This window comes from Streptomyces finlayi, from assembly GCF_014216315.1.
GTDB classification, from domain to species: Bacteria; Actinomycetota; Actinomycetes; order Streptomycetales; family Streptomycetaceae; genus Streptomyces; species Streptomyces finlayi_A.
In genome coordinates this window covers 3,516,156-3,531,728 of record NZ_CP045702.1, presented here as the reverse complement: position 1 = coordinate 3,531,728, position 15,573 = coordinate 3,516,156, and the positions used below count along the sequence as shown (strand labels likewise).

General features: G+C 70.5%; 11 protein-coding genes and 3 tRNA genes. 8 read left to right on the top strand and 6 right to left on the bottom strand.

What is annotated here, in order from left to right; all coding sequences use genetic code 11:
• Positions 1–68: 68 nt before the first annotated feature.
• Positions 69–4,004 carry an ATP-dependent RNA helicase HrpA gene (hrpA, locus tag F0344_RS16275; protein WP_185299482.1) on the bottom strand — a complete coding sequence of 1,312 codons (3,936 nt, stop codon included), beginning with the start codon at positions 4,002–4,004 and terminating at the stop codon, positions 69–71.
• 155 nt (positions 4,005–4,159) lie between these two features.
• Between hrpA and F0344_RS16270 the strand changes: the two genes are divergently transcribed.
• The 3 genes from F0344_RS16270 (at position 4,160) to F0344_RS16260 (ending at position 6,261) form a co-directional block, all read left to right on the top strand.
• Positions 4,160–4,513 carry a hypothetical protein gene (locus F0344_RS16270; RefSeq protein ID WP_185299481.1) on the top strand — a complete coding sequence of 118 codons (354 nt, stop codon included), beginning with the start codon at positions 4,160–4,162 and terminating at the stop codon, positions 4,511–4,513.
• A gap of 63 nt (positions 4,514–4,576) precedes the next feature.
• Entirely contained in the window at positions 4,577–5,413 is an 837-nt protein-coding gene (locus F0344_RS16265; protein WP_185299480.1) for a DsbA family protein, read from the top strand.
• Entirely contained in the window at positions 5,410–6,261 is an 852-nt protein-coding gene (locus F0344_RS16260; protein ID WP_185299479.1) for a cytochrome c biogenesis CcdA family protein, read from the top strand. The genes F0344_RS16265 and F0344_RS16260 overlap by 4 nt, the downstream gene beginning before the upstream one ends.
• Before the next feature lie 38 nt (positions 6,262–6,299).
• Here the strand turns inward: F0344_RS16260 and F0344_RS16255 are convergent.
• The 4 genes from F0344_RS16255 to F0344_RS16240 form a co-directional block, all read right to left on the bottom strand.
• A tRNA-Phe gene (locus tag F0344_RS16255) sits at positions 6,300–6,376 on the bottom strand.
• A 22-nt stretch (positions 6,377–6,398) separates the two neighbouring features.
• A tRNA-Asp gene (locus F0344_RS16250) sits at positions 6,399–6,473 on the bottom strand.
• A gap of 39 nt (positions 6,474–6,512) precedes the next feature.
• A tRNA-Glu gene (locus F0344_RS16245) sits at positions 6,513–6,585 on the bottom strand.
• A 173-nt stretch (positions 6,586–6,758) separates the two neighbouring features.
• Entirely contained in the window at positions 6,759–8,276 is a 1,518-nt protein-coding gene (locus tag F0344_RS16240) for a metallophosphoesterase family protein (protein ID WP_185299478.1), read from the bottom strand.
• Positions 8,277–8,377: 101 nt separating this feature from the next.
• Between F0344_RS16240 and F0344_RS16235 the strand changes: the two genes are divergently transcribed.
• From F0344_RS16235 to F0344_RS16225, 3 genes are read left to right on the top strand one after another with little or no spacing between them, the layout of a single operon-like run.
• Positions 8,378–8,728, top strand: a complete 351-nt coding sequence (locus F0344_RS16235; protein ID WP_185299477.1) for a metallopeptidase family protein — start codon at positions 8,378–8,380, stop codon at positions 8,726–8,728.
• Positions 8,725–9,243 (top strand): fluoride efflux transporter CrcB, encoded by a 519-nt coding sequence (gene crcB / locus F0344_RS16230; RefSeq protein WP_185299476.1) that lies wholly within the window; start codon positions 8,725–8,727, stop codon positions 9,241–9,243. Before F0344_RS16235 ends, crcB begins: the two co-directional genes overlap by 4 nt.
• A complete protein-coding gene (locus F0344_RS16225; protein ID WP_185299475.1) occupies positions 9,240–9,614 on the top strand; it encodes a fluoride efflux transporter FluC in 375 nt (124 codons plus the stop codon). Before crcB ends, F0344_RS16225 begins: the two co-directional genes overlap by 4 nt.
• A gap of 69 nt (positions 9,615–9,683) precedes the next feature.
• Here F0344_RS16225 and F0344_RS36525 read toward each other — a convergent pair whose 3' ends face one another.
• Positions 9,684–10,037, bottom strand: a complete 354-nt coding sequence (locus tag F0344_RS36525; RefSeq protein WP_185299474.1) for a hypothetical protein — start codon at positions 10,035–10,037, stop codon at positions 9,684–9,686.
• A gap of 482 nt (positions 10,038–10,519) precedes the next feature.
• Here F0344_RS36525 and F0344_RS16215 point away from each other — a divergent pair, with 482 nt between their 5' ends.
• Both F0344_RS16215 and F0344_RS16210 read left to right on the top strand, forming a co-directional pair.
• The gene (locus tag F0344_RS16215) at positions 10,520–13,069 is read left to right on the top strand and encodes a DEAD/DEAH box helicase (protein WP_258049961.1); all 2,550 of its coding nucleotides are present in this window, start codon (positions 10,520–10,522) and stop codon (positions 13,067–13,069) included.
• Between the two features lie 310 nt (positions 13,070–13,379).
• Positions 13,380–15,554, top strand: a complete 2,175-nt coding sequence (locus F0344_RS16210) for an FG-GAP-like repeat-containing protein (protein WP_185299473.1) — start codon at positions 13,380–13,382, stop codon at positions 15,552–15,554.
• The last annotated feature ends 19 nt before the right edge of the window (positions 15,555–15,573 follow it).

Sequence of the window (15,573 nt, the reverse complement as noted above, 5' to 3'; positions counted from 1 at the left end):
TGGCTGCGAAACGAGACTCTACAGGAGGTCGGAGGGTGCGGTCGAACTCACCCAGGGTGGCGCTCCCGTTACGGGGCGGCCGCGTCGATCGCCTTCACGATCCGCTTGTCCGAGACGGGCTGCGCCGTGCCCAGCGCATGGGCGAAGTAGCTGACCCGCAGCTCCTCGATCATCCAGCGGATGTCCAGCACCTCCTGGGGCACCGGCCGCCCCTGCGGCAGCTGTTCCAGCAGCCAGGCGTACTCGTCCTGCATCTCGTGGACCTTCGCCATGCGCGTGGTGTCGCGCTGGACGTTCGTCGGCATCTGCTGGAGCCGGCGGTCCTCGGCGACCAGGTAGCGCATCAGATCGGGGAGCCTGCGCAGCCCCGTCGCCGTGACGAACCCCGGCGGTACGAGACGGGCCAGGTGCTCCCGTACGTCCGCGACGTTGTTGACCAGCACCAGGCTGTTGGTGGCCTTCAGCCGCCGCTCGCACGCCTGCCAGGCCGCCAGGATCTGCTGCACCTGCCCGATCGTGCGGACCGTCAGGTCGACGAGATCGGCGCGCACCTTGTCGTACAGCTTCCGGTACGACTCCTCGTCCCAGGCGGGACCGCCGTGGGCGGCGATCAGCCGGTCGGCCGCCGCCATGGCGCAGTCGTCGAACAGTGCCTGGATGGAGCCGTGCGGATTGCGGGACAGGGCCAGCTTCTGCTGGTTGGTGAGCTTGTCCGAGGCGAACTTGGCGGGGTTCACGGGGATGTTGAGCAGGATCAGCTTTCGCGTGCCCCGCCACATCGCCTGCTGCTGCTCGGCCTCGGTGTCGAAGAGCCGTACGGCCACGGTGTCGCCCTGGTCGGAGAGCGCCGGATACGCCTTCACCGGCTGGCCGGCGCGCCGGGTCTCGAAGACCCGGTTCAGAGTGCCGATCGTCCAGTCCGTGAGGCCCGAACGCTCGATGGACTCGCCCGTGGGCCCCGCGGTGGCAGCGGCGGCCTGGGAGAGCGCCTGGCGGGCCTTGGGCCGCAGCTGGACCTTCAGCGCGTCCAGGTCCTTGTCCTCGGCCACCGTGCGGCGCCGCTCGTCGGTGATCCGGAAAGTGATCTTCAGATGGTCCGGAATCCGGGTCAGGTCGAAGTCGTCGGCCTTCACCGGGACGCCGACCATCCGCTGGAGCTCACGGGCCAGGGTGAACGGCAGCGGCTCCTGGAGCGGCACCGCCCGGTCCAGGAACTTGCCCGCGTAGTCCGGAGCGGGCACGTAGTGCCGGCGGATCGGCTTGGGCAGCGAGCGGATCAGCTCGGTGACCACGTCCTGGCGCAGTCCGGGGATCTGCCAGTCGAAGCCCTCGGATGTGACCTGGTTGAGCACGTGGAGCGGTACGTGGACGGTCACACCGTCGGCGTCCGTGCCGGGCTCGAACTGGTACGTCACCCGGAACTTCAGCTTCCCCTGACGCCAGGAGTCCGGGTAGTCGTCCTTGGTGACGGCCCCGGCCTTCTCGTTGATGAGCATCGAGCGCTCGAAGTCGAGCGCGTCCGGCTCGTCCTTCCGCTTGTCCTTCCACCAGGAGTCGAAGTGGGCACCGGAGACGATGTGCTCGGGGATGCGCTGATCGTAGAAATCGAAGAGCGTCTCGTCGTCGACGAGGATGTCCCGGCGCCGGGCTCGGTGCTCCAACTCCTCTACCTCGCCGAGGAGTTTGCGGTTGTCGTGGAAGAACTGGTGGTGCGTGCGCCAGTCGCCCTCGACCAGGGCGCTGCGGATGAACAGCTCGCGCGAGGCCTCCTGGTCGATTCGGCCGAAATTGATCTTGCGCTGGGCGACGATGGGTACCCCGTAAAGGGTGACCCGCTCGTAGGCCATGACCGCCGCCTGGTCCTTCTCCCAGTGCGGTTCGCTGTAGGTGCGCTTCAGCAGATGCCCGGCGAGCGGTTCGATCCACTCCGGCTCGACCTTCGCGTTCACCCGCGCCCACAGCCGGGACGTCTCGACCAGCTCGGCCGACATCACGAACCGCGGCTGCTTCTTGAACAGCGCCGAACCCGGGAAGACCGCGAACTTGGCGTTGCGCGCGCCCACGTACTCGTTCTTCTCGGTGTCCTTCAGTCCGATGTGCGACAGCAGGCCCGCGAGGAGCGAGGTGTGCACCGACTGCTCCGGTGCGTCCTCCTCGTTCATCTCGATGCCCATCTGCTTGGCCACCGTGCGCAGCTGGGCGTAGATGTCCTGCCACTCACGGATCCGCAGGAAGTTCAGGTACTCCTGCTTGCACATCCGGCGGAAACTGGAGGAGCCGCGCTCCTTCTGCTGCTCGCGGACGTAGCGCCACAGGTTCAGGTACGCGAGGAAGTCCGAGGTCTCGTCCTTGAACCTGGCGTGCTGCTGATCGGCCTGCGTCTGCTTCTCCGCGGGTCGCTCGCGCGGGTCCTGGATGGAGAGCGCGGCGGCGATCACCATGACCTCGCGGGCACAGCCGTTGCGCTCGGCCTCGATGACCATCCGGGCCAGCCGAGGGTCCACGGGCAGCTGCGAGAGCTTGCGCCCCAGGGGCGTGAGCCGCTGCCCCCTCTTCCCTTCCTGGGTGGACTTCTCGCCCAGCTCCAGCGCACCGAGCTCCTGGAGCAGCTGCACACCGTCACGGATGTTGCGGTGGTCCGGCGGGTCGATGAACGGGAACTTCTCGATGTCACCGAGCCCGGCCGCGGTCATCTGGAGGATGACGGACGCCAGGTTCGTACGAAGGATCTCGGGGTCCGTGAACTCCGGACGGGTCAGGAAGTCGTCCTCGGAGTACAGCCGGATGCAGATGCCGTCCGACGTACGGCCGCAACGGCCCTTGCGCTGGTTGGCGCTGGCCTGCGAGATCCGCTCGATGGGCAGCCGCTGGACCTTCGTGCGGTGGCTGTAGCGGGAGATACGGGCATTGCCCGGGTCGATCACGTACTTGATGCCGGGGACCGTCAGCGAGGTCTCCGCGACGTTCGTTGCCAGAACGATCCTGCGCCCCGTGTGCCGCTGGAACACACGGTGCTGTTCGGCGTGCGACAGCCGGGCGTAGAGAGGGAGCACCTCGGTGTGCCGGAGGCTGCGCTTGTTCAGCGCGTCCGCGGTGTCACGGATCTCCCGTTCGCCGGAGAGGAAGACCAGGACGTCCCCGTGGGCCTCGGAGCCGAGCTCGTCCACCGCGTCGCAGATCGCGGTGATCTGGTCACGGTCGGAGTCCTCGCCCTCCTCCTCCAGGAGCGGCCGGTAGCGGACCTCGACGGGATACGTACGCCCCGAGACCTCCACGATCGGCGCCTCGCCGAAATGCCGGGCGAAGCGTTCCGGGTCGATGGTCGCCGAGGTGATGACGACCTTGAGATCCGGGCGCTTGGGCAGCAGCCTGGCGAGGTAGCCGAGCAGGAAGTCGATGTTCAGTGACCGCTCGTGCGCCTCGTCGATGATGATCGTGTCGTACGCCAGCAGCTCGCGGTCCGTCTGGATCTCGGCCAGCAGGATGCCGTCCGTCATCAGCTTCACGAACGTCGCGTCGGGGTTCACCTGGTCGGTGAACCGGACCTTCCAGCCGACGGCCTCGCCGAGCGGGGTGTCCAGCTCCTCGGCGATGCGCTCCGCGACCGTGCGCGCCGCGATCCGACGGGGCTGGGTGTGCCCGATCATGCCCCGGACGCCACGCCCCAGCTCCATACAGATCTTGGGGATCTGCGTGGTCTTCCCGGAACCGGTCTCACCGGCGACGATCACGACCTGGTGGTCGCGTATCGCCTCCAGGATCTCGTCCTTCCTCTGGCTGACGGGAAGCTGCTCCGGGTACGACAGAGCAGGCATCCGCGAGGCGCGCCCCGCGAGCCGCTCGGCCGCTTTCCCCGCCTCTGCGGCGATCTCGTCCAGCACGGACTGTCGGGCCTCGGGCTTACGGATACGGCGCGCACCCTCGAGGCGCCGGCCGAGCCGGTTCGCGTCGCGGAGTGAGAGCTGTCCGAGCTGTGACTGGAGATCGGCGAAGGAAGTAGACATACGGGTCCCAGGATCGCACCCGGGCGCAAGGAGTGGCGAACACATTTCGCGCGGTCTCCGTCACTCCCACGGTGACCGCGGGGTGCGGAGGCATCACACCACGTACCATTTCGGGCAGCTGATCACCCGAAGCCCTTCCCGAGAGGCCGGTCGCCGTGTCCCGTACGCAGTGGTGCTGCCTGCTGGCGGTGCTCACGGTCGTACTGGGCCTGTTCTGCGGCCCGGCCACCGCGTCCGTCACCCCCGCGGCGGGCAGTCACCCGATCGTGGCGGCCGGAGGCGGCGAAGGCGTGCCGGGCTGCGGCCGGGACACCGGCCATGACGGCACAGAGCCCGCCGGACCCGTCCGGGGCCGCGCCGCGCATGACCAGGCACCCGGCCTCGCCACCTGGGGCCTCCCGGCGACCACCACGGGCGCGGGGCCCGCGGAACCTCCCCTGCGGATCGCCGCGCGCGGGCCCGAACCCGCCACGCCCGGCCCCGTGGAGCTCTCCGTGCTGAGGGTGTAGCCGGAGCCGTCCGGCCACCGTTCCCCACTCGCCCTTCTCGCACACCACCGCACGGAGTGACGCATGCCCACGCCCTCGTCCAGGACCTCCTCGTCCAGGACCTCCTCGTCCAAGCACGCCTCGAAGAAGCCGCTGATCTACGGCGCGGTCGTCGCCCTCGCCGCAGGGCTTCTCGGCTACGCCTCCTACGTCGCCACCGGACCGGAGGGCTCCGGCTCCGCCGCCTCGTCGTCCGTCGCCGAGGTCAGCGACGACCCGTCCGCCGACGTCTACGCCGGACTGGCCGGGCTGGCCAGGAGGGACGCGGGCGACAAGCTGGCCCAGGGCCGTACCGACGCACCCGTCGTCCTCATCGAGTACGCCGACTTCAAGTGCGGCTACTGCGGGAAGTTCGCCCGCGACACCGAGCCCGCCCTGATCAAGAAGTACGTCCGGGACGGCACCCTGCGCATCGAATGGCGCAACTTCCCGATCTTCGGCGAGGAGTCCGAGGCCGCCGCCCGCGCCGCCTGGGCCGCAGGCCGGCAGAACCGCTTCTGGGAGTTCCACCGCGTCGCCTACGCCGAGGACGCCAAGGAGAAGGGCTTCGGCAAGGACCGGCTGAAGGAGCTGGCCCGGCAGGCCGGAGTGAAGGACCTCGACCGGTTCGTCCGGGACACCGACGGCACCGCCGCGGCGGACGCGGTCCGCGCCGACCAGGAACAGGGATACGGCATCGGCGCCACATCCACCCCGTCCTTCCTCGTCAACGGCCGCCCCATCGCCGGTGCCCAGCCGATGGAGACCTTCACGCGGGCCATCGAGGCGGCGGCACGGGCGGAGAAGACCAAGGGCACCAAGGACGCGAAGGAAGCCGAGGAAGCGAAGGACACCGAGCACGCCGAGGACACCGCGAAGTGACGGCTGACATCGGTTACTTCGCGGCCTTCCTCGGCGGGCTGCTGGCGCTCGTCAGCCCGTGCAGCGCCCTGCTCCTGCCCGCCTTCTTCGCCTACTCCATCGACTCCGCCTCCCGGCTCCTGGCCCGCACCGGGATCTTCTACGCCGGACTCGCCACCACGCTCGTCCCTCTGGGCGCCGCGGGCTCGTACGCCGGACGGCTCTTCTACGGCCACCGGGACGCACTGGTCCTCGGCGCCGGCTGGCTGATCATCGCGCTCGGTGTCGCCCAGATCGTCGGCCTGGGCTTCGCCTCCCGGCGGATCGCCGCGCTCAGTGGACGTATCCGCCCCACGACGGCGTTCTCGGTCTACGCCCTCGGCGCGGTCTACGGGCTGGCCGGCTTCTGCGCCGGCCCGATCCTGGGCAGCGTCCTGACCGTGGCGGCCATCAGCGGCAGCCCGGTCTACGGCGGACTGCTGCTCGCCGTGTACGCGCTGGGCATGGCCGTACCGCTGTTCGTGCTGGCACTGCTCTGGGAGCGCTACGAGCTGGGGCGCCGGGCGTGGCTCCGGGGCCGCACCCTGCGCGTGGGCCGCTTCGAGCTGCACAGCACCACGCTGCTCTCCGGGCTCTTCTTCATCGGCCTCGGCACGCTCTTCCTCGTGTTCGACGGGACGACCGCGCTGCCCGGACTGCTGGACGTGGACGATTCGTTCGCCGTGGAGCAGTGGGCCCAGCGCCTCGGCGACAGCGTGCCGGACGCGGTGCTGCTGGGAGCCGTGGTGGCAGCGGTGGCGCTGGTGCTCGCGGTACGGGCGTGGCGCCGCGCGGGCCGGCAGGAGCAGGAGCCCCAGGAGGGGGCCTGACACGACGAAGGCCCCGTCCAGTGGACGGGGCCTTCGGGTGGTGGCTGGGGCCGGGATCGAACCGGCGACCTATCGCTTTTCAGGCGATCGCTCGTACCAACTGAGCTACCCAGCCACGCAGCTCATACGGGCTGCAGCGGTCCTGACGGGATTTGAACCCGCGGCCTCCACCTTGACAGGGTGGCGAGCACTCCAAACTGCTCCACAGGACCAAGCTGTTGTGCGACACAAGTGTCGCACAGGGTGTTGCGTGCCCCCAACGGGATTCGAACCCGTGCTACCGCCTTGAAAGGGCGGCGTCCTGGGCCACTAGACGATGAGGGCAAAACAGCTGATGTTGCTGCTTCTGCGTCTGTCGTCCCAGGGGACGTGAGAAGCATGTGACTCCGCTTCCCCTCAAGAGGTTCCGCTTCTTCCTCAACCGATCGGCATCGGAACGGTCAAGCCCTGACCGGCGCCCTGGGGCACGTCGGAGACTGTACTACGGCGTTTCGGTGTCAGCCAAACCCATTGGGCGAGGGCGTAGCTTCGGGCGGGTCCCCCTCCGGCAGATGGCGGCTGACCTCGGCCGTCGTCAGGCCGAGTCCGCCCAGCGTGATCTCGTCCCAGGCCTGGAGGCGGCGGGTCGAGCGGTCCAGGTAGAGCACCGAGGCGTGCACCTTCTCGGGGTGCTTGTTCTGCACGGCGCGCAGACCTCCGCCGCCCGTGGAGCCCTCGACCTTCAGCCGCGTACCGAACTTCAGCACCTGGTTCACCCGATGGTGGACATGGCCCGCCAGGACGAGCGGGACGGTGCCGTCGGTCTCGCGTGCGGCATTCGGGTCATGGGTGACCGCGATGTCCACCGGAGTACCGGCCCGCTCCTGGTCGCGCAGGGCGGAGGCCAGCCGGAGGCCCGTCATCCGTTCGGCGGCCTTCCCCTGGGCGGGGATCGAGCGGTCCGGGGTGAACTGGGGGTCGCCGGTGCCGGCGATCCGCAGCCCGCCGATGTCCAGTGCACTGCCCTCGTCCAGGACGTGCGCGTTGCGCAGCTTCTTCAGATACGCCTGGGTGACCTTCGAGTCGTGGTTGCCGCGGACCCAGACGTAGGGCGCGCCGAGATCGCGGATCGGGTCCAGGAAGCCGTTCTCGGCGGCGGTGCCGTGGTCCATGGTGTCGCCGGAGTCGATGATCACGTCGATCTCGTACTGCTCGACGAGTGAGCCGATGATGTGCCAGGCCGCCGGGTTGAGATGGATGTCGGAGACGTGCAGAACGCGGATGGTGGCGGGGTCCGGGCGGTAGACGGGGAGCGTGGACGTGGCGTCGTACAGCTTGGTGACGTTGGTGACGAGGCGGGCCAGTTCCCGCTGGTAGACGTCGAACTCGGTGACGATCGAGCGGGCGTCGCCGACCAGTGAGGGGGCGCTGGAGAGCAGCCCGGAGAATTTCGGCTCCAGCACCGACTTGGGGTTCCAGGTGGCGTAGGCGCAGACGCCCGAGGCGGCCAGGAGGGCCAGGGCGAGACCGCCGGCCATGAGGGCGCGGCGTGGGCGGCGGTAGACGGCGAGGCCGAGCGCGGTGGCGCCGGAGACGACGGCCACGCAGGAGCGGACGGCCAGGTCGCGGGTTCCGGAGGCGACGTCGGACGCGACCTCGTCCTGGAGGCCGGAGAGCCGTTCGGGGTGTTTGACCAGGGCCTGGGAGCGCACCGGGTCGAGCCGGTCGACATCGACGTCGAGGCGGATCGGCGCGATGTGGGAGTCCAGCTCCAGGGCGCCGAGCGGGGACACGTTGATCTTGGTGCCGCCGCTGAGGGACGGGCGCAGGGTCATGTCCGTGTCCATGGGCCCCACCGGCGTACGGACACTGCCGACGATCAGCAGCCCGAGCCAGGCCCCCAGGACGACGACGGCGACGAGGCCGAGCGCGCGGGTGACGGGGTGCGGGGTGCCGGTGAGCGTGCCGGGGGTGGCGGAGGAGCGGGTGCGGTGCCGGAGACGGTCGACTGCGGCGCGGAACGGGGCGCGGGCCATTGGGCCCGTATGCCCTGGTTCGGTTCCGGACATGCGGGCCAAGAGGCAGCCGGTACGGACGGGGCAGGCGGAACGGGCCCGTCGTACGTGACAATGGCGGGGTGCTGGAGATGACGCGCGAGGAGTTCGAAGAGCTGGTGAGCCAGGCGCTCGACCGGATTCCGCCGGAGTTGATGCGGCTGATGGACAACGTCGCGGTGTTCGTCGAGGACGAACCGGAGGCCGGTGACTCCGACCTGCTCGGCCTCTACGAGGGCACGCCGCTCACCGATCGCGGTGAGTGGTACGCGGGGGTGCTGCCGGACCGGATCACCATCTACCGGGGGCCGACGCTGCGGATGTGCGAGACCCACGAAAGCGTCGTCGCGGAGACCGAGATCACCGTGGTGCACGAGATCGCCCACCACTTCGGCATCGACGACGAGCGGCTGCACGCCCTGGGCTACGGGTGAGCGAGCTCCGTCCCGAGCCGGGTGCCGGCGGCGGTGATGTCCCGGTCGTCGACCCGGACGTCGACCTCTCCGATCCCGCGCAACGGGCGGAGACGGCGGGCCACGCGAAGTGGAAGGTGCTCGGGGCCATCGCGGCGGGCGGGGCGCTGGGCGCGCTCGCGCGGTACGCGGTCATGGTGATCCGGCCGGCCGCCGACGGGGCGTTCCCCTGGGCGGTCCTCGGCGTCAACGTGACGGGCTGCGCGCTGATCGGCGTGCTGATGGTGCTGGTGGCCGAGCGGGACGGGAAGGCCCATCCGCTGGTGCGGCCGTTCCTCGGGGTCGGGGTGCTCGGCGGGTTCACGACGTTCTCGACGTACGCGGCCGATGTGGCGAAGCTGCTGGACCGCCAGGAGGCGCTGACCGCAATGACGTACGCGGCGGCGACGCTCGTGGGGTCGCTCGGTGCGGTGTGGGCGGCGGTCGTGGCGACCCGGGCGCTGCTGGGTGTACGCGGAGGTGAGCGGGGAGCGTGAACTGGCTTCTGGTGGCGCTGGGCGGGGCTGTCGGGGCGCCGCTGCGCTATCTCACGGACCGCGCCGTGCAGGCGCGTCACGGCAGTGGACTTCCGTACGTGTTCCCGTGGGGCACCTTCACCGTCAACGCGGCGGGCAGCCTGCTGCTCGGCGTACTGACCGGGGCGACGCTGTCCGAACCCGTGTACGCCCTGGTCGGTACGGGGCTGTGCGGCGCCCTGACGACGTACTCCACGTTCTCGTACGAGTCGCTGCGGCTGGCCGAGGGCGGCCGGGTCTTCCTCGCGGCGGCCAATGTCGTGGCGTCGGTGCTGGTGGCGCTCGGAGCGGTGTTCCTGGGGGCGGAGCTCGCGGGCGGGTCGGGGCGGTAGCTAGCTTCGGGGGCGTGTCCCCGGCGGGGTCGGGGGAGTTGGGCACGGAGCCCCGCCTTCCCGCTCCCTTCACGCCCCGGAGGTGCCACCCGTGCGCCAGTTGTCCGCCCCTGTCCGATGGGCAGCCGTCACCGCGTTGACGATCGCCGCGTCCACCGGCTGTATGAGCGTCGGCGACGACGGTGCGAAACCGGGTCCCTCCCGGTCGGCCGGCCCGAAGGGCGCGTCGGCCGAACCCAATGGCGGCACGGTCCCCGGATCGGGCCGGTCGGGCCACGGCGGCAGCCGTGCCGAGGCGCAGTCCGACCGCGGGACCGGCGCGAAGCCGGATCCGTCCGGCTCGGGCCCGACACCGTCGGCCGCGCCGGACGCGACGCATCCCACTCCGAAGCCCGGCGCTCCGCTGCCGACCGGTGCGGGCAAGCCGCCGTCCCCCCAGCCCTCGGCGCCCGGACCGGGTGAGCCGCCGCCCCCTCCGGTCCCCGATCCCGGACCTTCCAGTCCGCCCCCTTTGGACCCCACCCCCGACCCGGAGCCGACCCCTCCGCCGGCGCCCTCGCAGCCGCCCTCCGCCTCGCCGGCCGCGCAGCTCAGGAATCACTCGATGAGGGCTCCGGACGGCCCTGCGACGCGCCGAACGCCGGAGGCGTCGCCCCAGGTCGGGCCGGCGTGAACGAAGGTCCGGAAAGGCGGCGGAAGGAGGCTTTGACCAGGCCGTTTGCGCTATGTGGGTAAGGGTGCGTATGGTTATAGATCGTTTGATCCCATTGCCCGGCGCCGACACAGAAGAGCGCCGTGTGGCGCGTACTCTCCCTTGCCGTGGCTGGACCGCATTGAGGCGGTCGAAATTGCGAATCACGGAGTTACGGGCGCGTGCCGAGACTCCGGAAGGTTTCGCATTTCGCATGTCAATTTCCAGTTCTGACCACACCGTCATGCCCGAGAACGTCGACAACACCGACGAGCTGATCACCCTCGACACCATCGAGAGCGTCGAGTCCATCGAGTCCATCGAGGACACAGAGCTCGCGGAGCTCGCCGAGGCCGTCGTGGCCCAGGCCGACACCGCAACCGCCGTCGCTGCCGACCCCGAGGTCGTGAAGGTCGTCGAGGTCGAGGTCGTGGAGGTCGTCGAGACCGCCGCCGTCGAGGCTCCGGTCGCCGAGAAGCCGGTCGTCGACGCTCCCGTCGAGGCCGCGCCTGTCAAGAAGCGGGTCGCCAAGACCACCGTCGCCGATGTCCTGGAGACCGCTGAGGTCTCGGAGACCGCCGCCGTCGTGGAGACCGCTGAGGTCGCCGCCGACGACAGCGCCGAGGCCGAAGACGCCGAGAGCGCCGAGCCGACCGTCACCTTCACGTCGCTGGGCCTGCCCGAGGGCATCGTCCGCAAGCTCGCCCAGAACGGTGTCACCGCGCCCTTCCCGATCCAGGCCGCGACCATCCCGGACGCCCTGGCCGGCAAGGACATCCTCGGCCGTGGCCGTACCGGCTCCGGCAAGACCCTCTCCTTCGGTCTTCCGACCCTGGCCACGCTGGCCGGCGGTCACACCGAGAAGAAGAAGCCCCGCGCGATCATCCTCACGCCGACGCGTGAGCTCGCGATGCAGGTCGCGGACGCGCTTCAGCCGTACGGCGACGTACTCGGCCTGAAGATGAAGGTCGTCTGCGGCGGTACGTCGATGAGCAACCAGATCTACGCGCTGGAGCGCGGTGTCGACGTCCTCGTCGCCACCCCGGGCCGTCTGCGCGACATCATCAACCGCGGTGCCTGCTCCCTGGCGAACGTCCAGGTGGCGGTGCTCGACGAGGCCGACCAGATGTCGGACCTGGGCTTCCTGCCCGAGGTCACCGAGCTGCTCGACCAGATCCCCGGCGGCGGCCAGCGCATGCTCTTCTCCGCCACCATGGAGAACGAGATCGGCACGCTCGTCAAGCGCTACCTGAGCAACCCGGTCACCCACGAGGTGGACAGCGCCCAGGGCAACGTCTCGACCATGACGCACCACGTCCTCGTCGTGAAGCCGAAGGACAAGGCGCCGGTCACGGCCGCGATCGCCGCCCGTAAGGGCCGCACGATCATCTTCGTCCGCACCCAGCTCGGCGCCGACCGCATCGCCGAGCAGCTCATCGAGTCCGGCTTGAAGGCCGACGCGCTGCACGGCGGCATGACGCAGGGTGCCCGTACCCGCGTGCTCGAGGACTTCAAGAAGGGTTACGTCAACGCGCTCGTCGCGACCGACGTCGCCGCCCGCGGTATCCACGTCGACGGCATCGACCTGGTCCTGAACGTGGACCCGGCCGGTGACCACAAGGACTACCTGCACCGCTCGGGCCGTACCGCCCGCGCCGGCAAGTCCGGTGTCGTCGTGTCGCTGGCGCTTCCGCACCAGCGCCGCCAGATCTTCCGCCTCATGGAGGACGCGGGCGTCGACGCCTCGCGTCACCTCGTGCAGGGCGCGGGCGTCTTCGAGCCCGAGGTCGCCGAGATCACCGGTGCCCGTTCGCTGACCGAGGTCCAGGCCGACTCCGCGAACAACGCCGCCAAGCAGGCCGAGCGCGAGGTCGCCGACCTGACGAAGCAGCTGGAGCGCATCCAGCGCCGCGCCGGCGAGCTGCGCGAGGAGGCCGACCGTCTGGTCGCCCGCGCCGCACGCGAGCGGGGAGACGACCCCGAGGAGGCAGTGGCCGCGGCCGCCGCCGAGGCGGAGGCCGCGATCGCGGCCGCAGCAGCAGCGGTCCCGGAGCAGCAGCCGGCCGTGCGCGAGGAGCGTCGCGACGACCGCGGCAACTTCGAGCGCCGTGACAACCGTGGCGGCGACCGTGGTGGGTACCGCGGTGGCAACGACCGCGGTGGCGACCGTGGCGGCGACCGTGGCGGCCGTTCCTTCGAGCGTCGTGACGACCGTGGTGGCGACCGTGGTGGCCGTCCGTCCTTCAACCGGGACAACGACCGCCCGGCGTTCAACCGTGACCGTCGTGACGAGCGTCCCTCGGGCGGCTTCCGCTCCGGTGGTGCCGGTGGTACCGGTGGTGGCGACCGTGGTGGCCGTCCGTCCTTCAACCGGGACAACGACCGCCCGGCGTTCAACCGTGACCGTCGTGACGAGCGTCCCTCGGGCGGCTTCCGCTCCGGCGGTGCCGGTGGCACGGGCGGTACCGGTGGCGGCGACCGCCGCGACGACCGTGGCGGCCGTCCTTTCGAGCGTCGGGACAACGACCGCCCGGCGTTCAACCGTGACCGTCGTGACGAGCGTCCGTCCGGCGGCTTCCGCTCCGGTGGCAGCGACCGACCGTTCAACCGTGACCGTCGTGACGAGCGTCCCGCGGGCGGTGGCTTCCGCGCCGGTGGCTCCAGCGAGCGTCCGGCCACCCACCGCGGTGGCACCGGCACCGGCACGAGCACCGGCTCGTTCGGCCGCCGCGACGACAAGCCGCGCTGGAAGCGCAACGGCTGATCGCCTTCCCGGCGTAGTGCTGTGACCTGCTGAAGCGGGCCCGTTCTTCACGAACGGGCCCGCTTTCGTTTTTTCCGCACTCCCGTCTCGGAACCCCGGAACTGCCCCCGGAACTGCCCGGACCTGGGTCCGCCCCGGCCTCCCGCTTGAACGGGTTCGAAAGCACTTCCGCGCCGAGCCGGCCCGGCGGTACTATCCGGCGTACGCGCAGGGGGTGCGGCCCGGGGGGGCCGGTTCACTCGTTCCCGAGTCCGCGGCGCACCGCGCCGGTCTCGTCCTGCGGCGTCTCACTCCCGGGGAGGGACTCACTTTGGCTCGCTATGCGCGTGGCCGTACCGCTCTGACGTCTTTGGCCGTTCTCGCCGCCACCGTGGGCGTGCTGCCCGGTGCCCATGCGGCCCATGCGGCCCAGGCGGCTCCGGCTGTTCCGGCGGCTCCGGTGGCTCCGGTGGCGGCCGGGGCGGCCGTCGCCGATCCCGTACCGACGACAGGGCGGGGCATCGACTTCGCCGGCGGCCTGCTCCACACGGTGGAGCAGGCGCCGAACGGCGAGCACTACATCACCCAGAGGCAGGTCGCCGCGGACGCGTCGGCGGTGGCCGGGCCCTCGTACATGAGCTACGCCGGTCACTACGCCGAGGGCGCCCACCTCAAGTCCGTGCCGTGCGACGCCGGTTCGTGCGTCCGGATGGCCGGCGCCGGCAACGGCCGCTACGGCGTTCTGGCCGTCAGCGGGGACGGCACGGAATCCCTCCAGATCTGGCTGAGCAAGGACTCGCTGCAGACCGACGAGTTCAGGTCGAGCAACCTGGAGCTGGTCGACCTGACCGGCTCGTACCACGTCCTGAACGGTGGCTCGCCCGCCACGCAGTACGTCGACGGCCGGCTCAACTACCGCAGCAGCGACGTCCGCATCGCCCGTTCCGTGCGTGCGGCCGCCATCTGGGGCACCCGGCTGTGGTCGGCGAGCTCCACGCCCGGTGCGCTGACCGTGCTCGACATCGTGCAGAAGAAGGTCGTCGAGACAGTCGCCACGGGTGCTCCCTGCGTCATCAGGGAGGTGCGGGCGGTCGGCCGCTGGGTCTACTGGAACTGCGGCCCGTCCGGAGCCGCCGGGGTCTGGGACCGTACGGCGAAGAAGTCGATCGCCGTCCCGTCCGGTCACGCCCTGGTCGGTGACGGCTATCTGGTCCGGCACGACCGGACTGCCGGGAAGCTGATGCTCACCGACTTCCACACAGGAGCGGCGGCGGCACCGCGCGCGGTCGCGGACCTGCCCGCCGGGAACACCGCCGACCAGCGGAGGCTCACCTGGGCCGTCGACAAGTTCGGCGGCGACCTCGCGTATCTGGACGCCGCCCACGCGGCCCACGTCGTGCCGAGCGGGGTGCCCACCCGGCCGCTGGAGAAGATCTCGGCGGACCAGGACGATATGTATCTGGACGTCAAGGACACCACCGGCGGGCAGGTCTGGTCGAGCGCCTGGCAGCTCAGCAAGCCCGCGAACTGGACGTTCACCGTCAAGGACGGTGCCGGGCGGACCGTTCGGACGATGAAGGGCGGCGGCAGCACCGAGGCCGCGGTCGTCTGGGACGGGCGGACCGACACGGGCGCCCACGTGTACAGCGGCACGCACACCTGGAGCCTCACCGCCACCGCGAGCGAGGGCTCCGGCACGTACGTCACCAAGGGCACGATCGGTGTCTCGGGTGGCCGCCAGGGCTTCCACGACCAGGGGTACGCCAGCTACGGAGACCTGGTCACCCTCAACTCCAACGGCACGCTGACCCAGCACTTCGGGCAGCAGGGCGGCGTCTTCTCCGGGAAGTCCTCCGGCGCGGGCTGGCTGGCCGGAAGTGTCGCCATCCCGTTCGCCGACACGGGCAGCGACCGCTGCGCCGAACTGCTGGTCCGCATGCCGAGCGGGGAACTCCGCCGCTACTCGGGGCGCTGCGGGCGGGCGTACACCCCGTCCAGCAGCCACGCCTCGCTGGGTACGGGCTGGCAGCAGTACGACGTGATGACGTCGACCGGAGACCTCAACGGTGACGGCAGGCCCGACCTGGTCACCCGTAAGAAGTCCACCGGAGACGTCTACTTCCACGCGGGGGCAGCGGGCGGGAAGTTCGCCGCGCGGCTGAAGATCGGCAGTGCCCTCGGAAAGTACGCGCGGATGACGGGCGTCGGCGACATCACGGGTGACGGCAAGGCCGACCTGCTCGCCCACGACCGCAACGGCGGACTGTGGCGCTACAACGGCCTGGGCACCGGCCGGTTCGCCGGCCGGGCGCTGGTCGCCTCGGACTGGGGGCGTTCGTACAACGTGGTCGTCGGTGTCGGTGACATCACCGGCGACGGCAGGCCCGACCTGGTCGAGCGGGACACGAGCGGCCGCCTCTTCCGCAACAACGGCAACGGCAAGGGCGCGTTCGGCAGCCGTACGCAGATCGCCACCGGCTGGCACGTCTACAAGGGAATCTTCTGACGAGGCGGGCACGTCTGAC